Origin of the sequence: Streptococcus oralis (assembly GCF_026782125.1) — a bacterium.
GTDB classification, from domain to species: Bacteria; Bacillota; Bacilli; order Lactobacillales; family Streptococcaceae; genus Streptococcus; species Streptococcus oralis_CE.
Window position 1 is genome coordinate 147,311 of sequence record NZ_JAKUVY010000005.1, and the last position, 12,106, is coordinate 159,416.

The 12,106-nt window shown below is 40.5% G+C and carries 6 protein-coding genes; all 6 read left to right on the forward strand.

The features are described from left to right. The first annotated feature begins 42 nt into the window (after positions 1–42). The 6 genes from MK385_RS05445 to MK385_RS05470 all read left to right on the forward strand — a co-directional run bounded on the left by MK385_RS05445 (position 43) and on the right by MK385_RS05470 (position 11,979). Positions 43–4,770 (forward strand): glycoside hydrolase family 70 protein, encoded by a 4,728-nt coding sequence (locus tag MK385_RS05445; RefSeq protein WP_268725486.1) that lies wholly within the window; start codon positions 43–45, stop codon positions 4,768–4,770. A 460-nt stretch (positions 4,771–5,230) separates the two neighbouring features. Next, positions 5,231–5,794, forward strand: coding sequence for an HAD-IA family hydrolase (locus MK385_RS05450; RefSeq protein WP_008278047.1), 564 nt, complete (start codon positions 5,231–5,233; stop codon positions 5,792–5,794). Between the two features lie 13 nt (positions 5,795–5,807). Continuing rightward, on the forward strand, positions 5,808–7,754 hold the full coding sequence (gene gyrB / locus MK385_RS05455; protein WP_000134074.1) for a DNA topoisomerase (ATP-hydrolyzing) subunit B: 1,947 nt from the start codon (positions 5,808–5,810) through the stop codon (positions 7,752–7,754). 80 nt (positions 7,755–7,834) lie between these two features. Next, a complete protein-coding gene (ezrA, locus tag MK385_RS05460) occupies positions 7,835–9,562 on the forward strand; it encodes a septation ring formation regulator EzrA (protein ID WP_268725487.1) in 1,728 nt (575 codons plus the stop codon). Between the two features lie 103 nt (positions 9,563–9,665). Continuing rightward, positions 9,666–11,057, forward strand: coding sequence for a peptidoglycan-N-acetylglucosamine deacetylase PgdA (gene pgdA, locus MK385_RS05465; RefSeq protein ID WP_268725488.1), 1,392 nt, complete (start codon positions 9,666–9,668; stop codon positions 11,055–11,057). A gap of 79 nt (positions 11,058–11,136) precedes the next feature. Continuing rightward, the gene (locus MK385_RS05470; RefSeq protein ID WP_268725489.1) at positions 11,137–11,979 is read left to right on the forward strand and encodes an aldo/keto reductase; all 843 of its coding nucleotides are present in this window, start codon (positions 11,137–11,139) and stop codon (positions 11,977–11,979) included. Positions 11,980–12,106: the final 127 nt, after the last annotated feature.

Here is a 12,106-nt window from a genome sequence, read left to right on the forward strand (position 1 = left end):
GAATAAGGGCATAACTTTATACTAAATTCAGAAGGAGGCTTTATGATGGAGAAAAAGATTCATTATAAGATGCATAAAGTTAAGAAAAACTGGGTAGCCATTGCTTTGACTACCTTGGCCCTTATTGTAGCACCAAAGGTACTTGGTCTAGAACCAGGCGTTGTCCATGCGGATGATGTAAAGCAGGTTGTAGTTCAAGAACCTGCTACAGCTCAGACTAGTGGTCCGGGTCAGCAAACTCCAGCCCAAGCTAAAATAGCATCTGAGCAAGAAGCAGAAAAAGCAACCCCTGCAGACAAGGTGACAGGCGATGCTACTGCTAGTGATAAGTCTGCTAAACCAGCAGAAAATACAGAAGCAACAGTTCAAACCAATGCTCAAGAGCCTGCTAAACCAGCAGATACGAAAGAAGCATCTACAGAAAAGGCTGCTGTTGCTGAAGAAGTTAAAGCTGCTAATGCAATCACAGAAACTCCTAAAACAGAAGTAGCAGAGCAGAATAAACAAGCAGGGCCAACAACTGCCCAAGACCAAGAAGGCGACAAACGAGAAAAAACGGCTGTTGCAGACAAGATTGTTGCAAATCCAAAGGTTGCAAAGAAAGATCGCTTGCCCGAACCTGCTCAAAAACAAGGAGCAGTAGCTGAAAGAATGGTAGCAGATCAGGCTCAACCTGCACCTGTAAATGCTGACCATGATGATGATGTCCTATCTCATATTAAGACCATTGATGGTAAAAATTACTATGTTCAGGACGATGGTACAGTTAAAAAGAACTTTGCAGTTGAACTTAATGGTAGAATACTTTATTTTGATGCAGAAACTGGTGCCTTAGTTGATTCAAATGAATATCAGTTCCAACAAGGAACCAGCAGTCTCAATAATGAATTCTCCCAAAAGAATGCTTTCTATGGTACGACTGACAAGGATATTGAAACTGTAGACGGTTATTTGACAGCAGATAGCTGGTATCGTCCAAAGTTCATCTTAAAAGATGGAAAAACATGGACGGCATCGACAGAAACAGACTTACGTCCTCTTTTGATGGCTTGGTGGCCTGATAAACGTACTCAGATTAATTACCTCAACTATATGAACCAGCAAGGTCTGGGAGCAGGTGCTTTTGAAAACAAAGTGGAACAAGCTCTCCTGACAGGTGCTTCTCAGCAGGTTCAGCGCAAAATTGAGGAAAAAATTGGTAAAGAAGGCGATACCAAATGGTTGAGAACGCTGATGGGTGCCTTTGTCAAAACCCAGCCAAACTGGAATATCAAGTCAGAGTCTGAAACAACTGGTACTAAAAAGGACCACTTGCAGGGTGGAGCTTTGCTTTATACTAATAATGAGAAGAGCTCTCATGCTGACTCTAAGTTCCGTCTGCTTAACCGTACCCCTACTAGTCAAACAGGTAAACCTAAGTACTTCATTGACAAGTCAAACGGTGGTTATGAGTTCTTGCTCGCTAACGACTTTGACAACTCTAATCCAGCTGTTCAGGCCGAACAACTCAACTGGTTGCATTTTATGATGAACTTTGGAAGCATCGTAGCCAATGATCCGACTGCTAATTTTGATGGAGTTCGTGTCGATGCGGTGGACAATGTCAACGCAGACTTGCTCCAAATCGCATCTGACTACTTCAAGTCTCGCTACAAGGTGGGAGAAAGTGAAGAAGAAGCCATCAAGCATTTGTCTATCTTGGAAGCTTGGTCTGATAACGATCCTGACTACAACAAAGATACTAAAGGCGCTCAACTAGCAATTGACAACAAGCTACGCTTGTCCTTGCTTTATTCATTCATGCGTAATCTATCTATCCGTAGCGGAGTAGAGCCTACGATTACAAATAGTCTAAATGACCGTTCTTCTGAAAAGAAAAATGGCGAACGGATGGCTAACTATATCTTTGTTCGGGCTCATGACAGTGAAGTACAAACCGTTATTGCTGACATCATCCGGGAAAATATCAATCCAAATACGGATGGTTTGACCTTTACCATGGATGAACTCAAGCAAGCCTTCAAGATCTACAACGAAGATATGCGCAAGGCAGACAAGAAGTATACGCAGTTCAACATCCCAACCGCTCATGCTCTCATGCTCTCCAATAAAGACTCTATCACTCGGATCTACTATGGTGACCTCTATACCGATGATGGTCAATACATGGAGAAAAAATCTCCTTACCACGATGCTATTGATGCCTTGTTGCGTGCTCGTATTAAGTATGTAGCAGGTGGACAAGACATGAAAGTCACATATATGGGTGTACCTCGTGAGGCTGATAAATGGTCTTACAATGGTATTTTAACGTCTGTTCGCTACGGTACTGGTGCCAATGAAGCAACAGATGAAGGAACAGCAGAAACTCGTACTCAAGGGATGGCTGTGATTGCTTCTAACAACCCTAACCTGAAACTGAACGAATGGGATAAACTGCAAGTCAATATGGGAGCAGCCCACAAGAATCAATACTATCGCCCTGTGCTTTTGACGACCAAAGATGGCATTTCCCGCTATCTAACTGACGAAGAAGTGCCGCAATCGCTCTGGAAGAAGACAGATGCTAATGGTATTTTAACCTTTGATATGAATGATATTGCAGGCTATAGCAATGTACAGGTTTCTGGATATCTGGCTGTTTGGGTACCAGTTGGCGCTAAGGCAGATCAGGATGCTCGTACAACAGCAAGCAAGAAGAAAAACGCTAGTGGTCAGGTCTACGAATCTAGCGCAGCCCTTGATTCTCAGTTGATTTACGAAGGATTTTCTAACTTCCAAGACTTTGCAACCCGCGATGACCAATATACCAATAAAGTTATTGCTAAAAATGTCAACCTCTTCAAGGAATGGGGAGTAACTTCATTTGAGCTACCACCTCAGTATGTATCTAGCCAAGACGGTACTTTCTTAGATTCTATCATTCAGAATGGTTATGCCTTTGAAGACCGCTATGATATGGCGATGAGCAAGAACAATAAATATGGTTCTTTAAAAGATTTGCTCAATGCTCTTCGTGCGCTTCACAGTGTTAATATCCAAGCCATCGCGGACTGGGTACCAGACCAAATCTATAACCTACCAGGTAAGGAAGTGGTAACAGCAACACGTGTCAACAACTACGGAACCTACCGTGAAGGTGCAGAAATCAAGGAAAAACTCTATGTAGCTAATAGTAAGACCAATGGAACTGATTTCCAAGGTAAGTACGGTGGCGCCTTCTTAGATGAGCTCAAAGCTAAATATCCAGAAATCTTTGAACGAGTACAGATTTCCAATGGTCAAAAGATGACAACAGATGAGAAGATTACCAAGTGGTCGGCTAAGTACTTCAATGGTACCAATATCTTAGGTCGTGGTGCTTACTATGTTCTTAAAGACTGGGCTAGCAACGACTATCTCACTAACAGAAATGGCGAGATAGTATTGCCTAAGCAATTAGTTAATAAGAATGCTTACACAGGATTTGTTAGTGATGCCAATGGTACTAAGTTCTATTCAACTAGTGGTTATCAAGCTAAAAATTCCTTTATCCAAGATGAAAATGGAAATTGGTATTACTTCGATAAACGAGGCTATCTTGTAACAGGTGCTCATGAAATTGATGGCAAGCACGTTTATTTCTTGAAGAATGGTATTCAACTTCGTGATTCTATCCGTGAAGATGAAAATGGTAATCAGTACTACTATGATCAAACTGGTGCCCAAGTTCTCAACCGTTACTACACTACTGATGGTCAAAACTGGCGTTACTTTGATGCCAAGGGCGTTATGGCTCGAGGTCTTGTCAAGATAGGAGATGGACAGCAATTCTTTGATGAAAACGGCTATCAGGTTAAGGGCAAGATTGTGAGTGCTAAAGATGGCAAACTTCGTTACTTTGACAAGGATTCAGGAAATGCTGTTATCAATCGTTTTGCTCAAGGTGATAACCCAAGTGATTGGTACTATTTCGGAGCAGATGGAGTTGCAGTGACAGGTCTTCAAAAGATTGGTCAACAAACACTTTACTTTGACCAAGATGGCAAGCAAGTCAAGGGTAAAATCGTGACACTTTCAGATAAGAGTATCCGTTACTTTGATGCCAACTCAGGAGAAATGGCGGTCGGCAAGTTTGCTGAAGGTGCCAAGAACGAATGGTATTACTTAGACAAAACTGGTAAAGCAGTGACAGGTCTTCAAAAGATTGGCAAACAAACACTTTACTTTGACCAAGATGGTAAGCAAGTCAAGGGTAAAGTAGTAACTTTGGCTGATAAATCCATCCGTTACTTTGATGCCGACTCAGGAGAAATGGCAGTCGGCAAGTTTGCAGAAGGTGCCAAGAACGAATGGTATTACTTTGACCAAACTGGTAAAGCAGTGACAGGCCTTCAAAAGATTGACAAACAAACACTTTACTTCGACCAAGATGGCAAGCAAGTCAAGGGCAAAATCGTGACACTTTCAGATAAGAGTATCCGTTACTTTGATGCTAACTCAGGAGAGATGGCAACCAACAAGTTTGTCGAAGGTTCCCAAAATGAGTGGTACTATTTTGATCAAGATGGAAAAGCAGTGACAGGCTTGCAGCAGGTTGGTCAACAGACTCTCTATTTCACGCAAGACGGCAAGCAAGTCAAAGGAAAAGTTGTTGATGTGAATGGGGTTAGTCGATATTTCGATGCCAATTCAGGGGATATGGCTCGAAGCAAATGGATTCAACTTGAAGATGGAAGTTGGATGTATTTTGACCGCGATGGTAGAGGTCAAAACTTCGGAAGAAACTAATCGAATGTAGCTCAATAAAAATCAAACTTTATCTGATGATATACAAAAACGATAACACCTTAAAAGGACGTTATCGTTTTTTGCCTGTTTGGAGAATAAATTACAATTGAAAAGAAAGATGGAATCACTGGAAACTGAAATGAATTAACAAGAGATTCCATATTGGAATAATCTTTTTCTGCTCTCTAATGTGGTATTCAAAGCAATGAGGATTCTATTTTTAAAGTTTGGAAATCCAAAAGCGTTTCGTTTGCGAATAATGACGCGGTTGTTAGTAATTTCTATTTTTAAATTTGTACATTTGAGAGAAGAAAGATTTTGCTTGATTATTCATGGAGGAGCTATTCTTCACAAAAAGGCTCCATAGATGCAATAGTGTTTTACTCTCTATAGAAATTATAGAGCCGAAAAATCTAGGAAATCATCGCTTTTTTCATAAAAAAATGGTATAATGAAGGGTATGAAATATCACGACTATATATGGGATTTAGGTGGTACCCTATTGGATAATTATGAGACTTCTACTGCAGCCTTTGTAGAAACCTTAGCCCAATATGGAATAGAGCAAGAACACGACCGTGTCTACGAAGCCTTGAAGGTTTCGACAGCTTTTGCCATCGAGAAGTTTGCACCAGATATCGAGGATTTTTTAGAGAACTACAAAGAAAATGAAGCGCGTGAGCTAGAACATCCAGTTTTGTTTGAGGGAATTCCAGAATTACTCAAAGACATTTCGGACAAGGGTGGTCGCCATTTCTTGGTTTCTCATCGAAATGACCAAGTACTAGAACTTCTTGCTAAGACCCAGATAGCGAACTACTTCACCGAGGTGGTGACTGCTAGTTCTGGCTTTAAACGGAAACCAGATCCTGAGTCCATGATTTATTTACGTGATAAATATCATATTACATCTGGTTTGGTCATTGGTGACAGAAATATTGATGTAGAAGCAGGTAAAGCTGCTGGCTTAGATGCCTATCTTTTTAATAACGTTGCGACATTGAGACAAGCAATAGACATGTAAGAAAAGGGAAAAAATGACAGAAGAAATCAAAAATCAACAGGCACAGGATTATGATGCCAGTCAAATTCAAGTTTTGGAGGGACTTGAAGCTGTTCGTATGCGTCCAGGTATGTATATTGGATCGACATCAAAAGAAGGTCTTCACCATCTAGTATGGGAAATCGTTGATAACTCAATTGATGAAGCCCTAGCTGGGTTTGCTAGCCACATCCAAGTCTTTATAGAGCCAGATAACTCCATCACCGTTGTGGATGATGGACGTGGAATTCCTGTTGATATTCAGGAAAAGACAGGACGTCCCGCTGTTGAGACCGTCTTTACAGTCCTTCACGCTGGAGGAAAATTCGGCGGTGGCGGATACAAGGTCTCAGGTGGATTGCACGGTGTGGGGTCATCAGTAGTAAACGCTCTTTCAACTCAACTAGATGTTCATGTCCATAAAAACGGTAAGATTCATTACCAAGAATACCGTCGTGGTCATGTAGTTGCTGATCTTGAGGTGGTTGGAGATACGGATAAAACGGGAACAACAGTTCACTTCACACCAGATCCAGAGATTTTTACAGAAACAACAACTTTTGACTTTGAAAAATTAAACAAACGTATTCAAGAACTAGCCTTTTTGAACCGAGGTCTTCGAATCTCCATCACAGACAAGCGTGAAGGTCTTGAACAGACTAAACATTACCACTATGAGGGTGGGATTGCTAGCTATGTTGAATATATCAACGAGAACAAGGATGTGATCTTTGATACACCAATCTACACAGACGGTGAGATGGATGATATCACAGTTGAAGTAGCCATGCAGTACACAACCGGTTACCACGAAAACGTCATGAGTTTCGCCAATAATATTCATACCCATGAAGGTGGAACACATGAGCAAGGTTTCCGTACAGCGCTGACACGTGTTATCAATGATTATGCTCGTAAGAATAAGCTACTAAAAGACAATGAAGATAACCTAACAGGGGAAGATGTCCGTGAAGGCTTGACTGCAGTTATCTCTGTCAAGCACCCTAATCCGCAGTTTGAAGGACAAACCAAGACCAAACTGGGGAACAGTGAAGTGGTCAAGATCACCAATCGCCTCTTCAGCGATGCCTTCTCTGATTTTCTCATGGAAAATCCACAGATTGCCAAGCGTATCGTGGAAAAAGGAATCTTGGCTGCCAAGGCTCGTGTAGCTGCCAAGCGTGCGCGTGAAGTCACTCGCAAGAAATCTGGCTTGGAAATTTCCAATTTGCCAGGAAAGCTAGCAGACTGTTCTTCTAACAACCCTGCTGAAACCGAACTCTTCATCGTCGAAGGAGACTCAGCTGGTGGATCAGCCAAATCTGGTCGTAATCGTGAATTCCAAGCTATCTTGCCAATTCGTGGTAAGATCTTGAACGTTGAAAAAGCTAGCATGGATAAAATCCTTGCCAACGAAGAAATTCGAAGTCTCTTCACAGCCATGGGAACAGGATTTGGTGCAGAATTTGATGTCACTAAGGCTCGTTACCAAAAACTCGTTTTGATGACCGATGCCGATGTTGATGGAGCCCACATTCGAACACTCTTACTGACTCTGATTTACCGCTATATGAAACCAATTCTAGAAGCTGGATATGTCTACATTGCCCAACCGCCAATTTACGGAGTAAAAGTTGGAAGTGAGATCAAAGAATACATCCAGCCTGGTGCGGATCAAGAAATTAAACTCCAAGAAGCCTTAGCACGTCATAGTGAAGGGCGTTCAAAACCAACCATCCAACGTTATAAAGGTTTAGGAGAAATGGATGACCACCAATTGTGGGAAACAACCATGGATCCTGAACATCGCTTGATGGCGCGTGTTTCGGTAGATGATGCTGCCGAAGCAGATAAGATCTTTGATATGTTGATGGGGGACCGAGTAGAACCTCGTCGCGAATTTATCGAAGAAAACGCTGTTTACAGTACACTTGACGTCTAAAAAATGTGGGAAATAGTTCCCTTGGTTTAAAAAATATGATATAATCATTACGATTGTTTCTAGTATAAAAGGAGTTTGATATGTCTAATGGACAACTAATTTATCTAATGGTTGCGATTGCAGTCATTCTGATCTTAGCTTATGTAACAGCCCTCTTTTTACGTAAGCGTAATGTAAGCAGATTAACGGCCCTTGAAGAAAGAAAAGAAGAACTCTACAACCTTCCTGTAAATGATGAGGTTGAAGCCGTTAAAAACATGCACTTGATTGGTCAAAGTCAGGTAACCTTCCGTGAATGGAACCAAAAATGGGTTGATTTATCTCTAAACTCATTTGCTGATATTGAGAATCATCTTTTTGAAGCTGAAAGCTACAACAATTCTTTCCGTTTTTTCAAAGCTGCTCACAAGATTGATCAAATTGAAAGCCAAATCGGCTTGATTGAAGAAGATATTGCAGCTATTCGCAATGCCCTTTCTGATCTTGAAAAACAAGAATCTAAGAATAGTGGCCGTGTCCTTCATGCCTTGGACTTGTTTGAATCCCTTCAACATACCGTTGCAGAAGATTCGGAGAAATATGGTAAGGCCCTTCCTGAGATTGAGAAACAATTGGAAAACATCCAATCTGAATTTTCTCAATTTGTTACCTTGAACTCATCAGGTGACCCAGTTGAAGCCGCAGCAATCTTAGATGATACTGAAAATCATATTCTCGCTTTGACACACATCGTTGATCGAATTCCAGCTCTTGTTGAAACCTTGACAAAGGAACTGCCAGAACAATTGGCAGATTTGGAAGAAGGCTATCGTAAGCTGTTGGATGCCAACTACCACTTTACTGAAACAGACATTGAGTCACGTTTCCAACTTTTGCATGAATCTTTGAAAAATAATCAAGAAAATATTCGTCAGTTGGAATTGGACAATGCAGAGTATGAAAATAATCGCATTCAAGAAGAAATCAACGCACTTTATGATATCTTCACTCGTGAAATTGCAGCTCAAAAAGTGGTTGAAAGTCTTCTTTCGACATTACCAACTTATCTCAACCACTTGAAAGAAAATAATCAGGTGCTTGTTCAAGATCTTGAACGCTTGACTAAAACCTACCTTCTTCCTGAAAGTGATGGAAATCATGTTCGTCGTCTTCAAGCAGAATTGGCTGCACTTGATACAGCAATCATGGAAGTGACAGAGGATCAAGGTGAGTCAACACAAGCCTACTCGGCTCTTGAAGAACAGTTGGAAATGCTTCAAAGCAACCTCAAGGATATTGAGGATGAGCAAATCTCTGTTAGCGAACGACTTGCGCAAATCGAAAAAGACGACCTCAATGCTCGCCAAAAAGCAAATGTCTATGTGAACCGTTTGCATACTATCAAACGTTACATGGAGAAGAGAAACTTGCCAGGTATTCCTCAAAGTTTCTTGAAACTTTTCTTTACTGCAAGTCATAACACAGAAGATCTGATGGCAGAGTTAGAACAACCACAAGTGAATATTGAATCGGTTAAACGAATTCTTGAAGTCGCAACAAATGATATGGAAGCACTTGAAACAGAAACCTATGATATCGTTCAATATGCAACCTTGACTGAGCAACTCTTGCAATACTCAAACCGTTACCGTTCATTTGATGAGCGTATCCAAGAGGCCTTCAACGAGGCGCTTGAAATTTTTGAAAAAGAGTTTGACTACCAGGCATCATTTGAAAAAATTTCACAAGCTTTGGAAGTTGCTGAACCAGGGGTTACAAACCGTTTTGTAACTTCATATGAAAAAACACGTGAAGCGATTCGTTTTTAAAAATAGAAGCTTAGAAGATCTCTAAGCTTTTTTATTTTCCTAAAAAAAGACAGAATCCCTGTTTATCATTGAAATAATAGCCTCTATTTGATATGATGGAAATATGAAAAAAAATAGAGCGAAACGTGTTTCTCACGATAAAACGAGAAGGCTATTGCTTTCCCTTGTTGGAATCTTAGGAATTGCTACGATTCTATTAGGGAGTGCTATTGGTTATAAGCTACTACAAAAGCAATCTTACGAACAAAAAATTGAAGCGCTAAAAAGCGAAAAGGACCAGCAATTCAGCTCAGGTAGTCAGAAGGACCATTTCCGAAAAGGTCAAGCTGAGGTGATTGCCTACTACCCTCTGCAAGGAGAGGAAGTCATTGCGTCTATTAGAGAAAAAATCAACCAGGATATCAAAGAAAAGCTGGAAGATAAAGGGGATTTGGTTTTTTATTATACTGAGCAGTTGGATCCAGTCTTAAAGGGAGTTGTTGCTCGTAATATCAGCAAGCAAGTCTATGATTTGTCTGCATCAAAGGTTGAGGAAAAAGAAAAGACTTCTTTAGGGAAAATTTTCTTGACTGAAGACGGGAAAGATTTTGACCTCAGTAAACTCTTCAAAGATGCAAGCAAGGCTAAGGAACTCTTACTGAATCAAATCAAATCAACTCTAGAAGATAAGAAACTTGACCAGGCAAAAATTGATCAAGTTATAAAGAGCTTCACAGACCAAGAATTAACATCTTGGAGCTTTGATTATAAGGATAGTCAAATCATCCTTTATCCTGCTAATCCTGGAGAGACTGTTGAGGAAATTGCTTTGCCAATATCCAGTTTCTTTGATGTCATTGAGTCTTCTTATCTATTAGAAAAGGATGCTGAACTTTACCAAGCTTACTTTGCTAAGAAAAATAAAAAAGTTGTAGCCTTGACCTTTGACGATGGTCCAAATCCTACTACAACCACGCAGGCTTTGGATACTTTAGCTAAATATGGTGTAAAAGCAACCTTCTTTGTACTTGGTAAAAACATTGCAGGTAATGAAACACTTCTAAAAAGAATGAAATCAGAAGGTCATGTTGTAGGAAACCACAGCTGGAGTCATCCCGTTCTTTCACAACTTTCGCTCGAAGATGCTAAAAAACAAATCACTGATACAGAAGATTTGTTAACCCAAGTTCTAGGTTCGAGTTCTAAACTCATGCGCCCACCTTATGGTGCCATCACTGATGATATTCGAAATGGCCTTGATTTAAGCTTCATCATGTGGGATGTGGATAGTTTGGACTGGAAGAGTAAAAATGAGACAGCCATTTTGACAGAGATACAGCGTCAGGTTCGCAATGGTTCCATCATACTCATGCATGATATCCATGGTCCTTCTGTTAATTCCCTACCAAGTGTCATTGAGTATTTAAAGGGTGAAGGGTATACATTTGTGACTGTTCCCGAATTGCTCAATTCTCGCTTGAAAGCTCACGAAATGTATTATGACCGTGATCAATAATCTTCAAAATCTAAAGAGACATGCCTCTGTTAATCGGGTTTTGTTTCTTTAGATTTTCTTCACATAGAAAGGAAAAACGATGAAATCTTACACCCTTAATAATGAAATTTCAATTCCTGTTCTAGGATTTGGAACATGGAAAGCTGAAAATGGAGAGGTAGCATATCAAGCCGTTTTAGAAGCCTTAAAGGCTGGTTACCGTCATATCGATACTGCAGCTATCTATAAAAATGAGGAGAGTGTTGGTCGTGCTATTCGAGATAGCGGTATTCCACGACAAGAAATCTTTGTAACGACCAAACTTTGGAATACCAATCACAGCTATGATGAAACTCGCCAAGCATTTGAAGAATCAATGGAAAAACTGGGATTGGATTATCTAGATTTGTACCTTATCCATTGGCCAAATCCAAAACCACTAAGAGAAAATGAGGCATGGAAAACTCGCAATGCTGAAGTCTGGAGAGCGATGGAGGATCTTTACCAAGAAGGCAAAATCCGTGCTATCGGCGTTAGTAATTTCCTTCCCAAGCATTTGGATGCCTTGCTTGAGACAGCAAGAGTCATTCCAGCGGTTAATCAGGTGCGCTTGGCACCAGGAGTTTATCAAGAGGAAGTGGTTGACTACTGTAGAGAGAAAGGAATTCTCCTAGAGGCATGGGGACCATTTGGGCAAGGGGAGCTGTTTGAACAGAAAGAAGTCCAAGAAATTGCTGCTAAGTATGGGAAATCAGTGGCTCAAATCGCCTTGGCTTGGAGTTTGGCAGAAGGATTTTTACCTCTACCTAAGTCAGTGACAGCCTCTCGCATCCAGAGCAATCTTGACTGTTTTGGAATTGAACTCAGCAATGACGAGCGAGAAGTTTTAAAGACAATTTTAGTGACTTCGGGCGCACCACGTGTGGATGAGATGGATTTTTAGTTTGTAAAATCTATTTATACCGAAATAACAAAGACTAGGAATTTTAAATCCTAGTCTTTTTGTGTATAAAAAATCTAAATTGTTTGTATAATGAAATAATTTTATGGGTTGAAATATAGGAACAAAT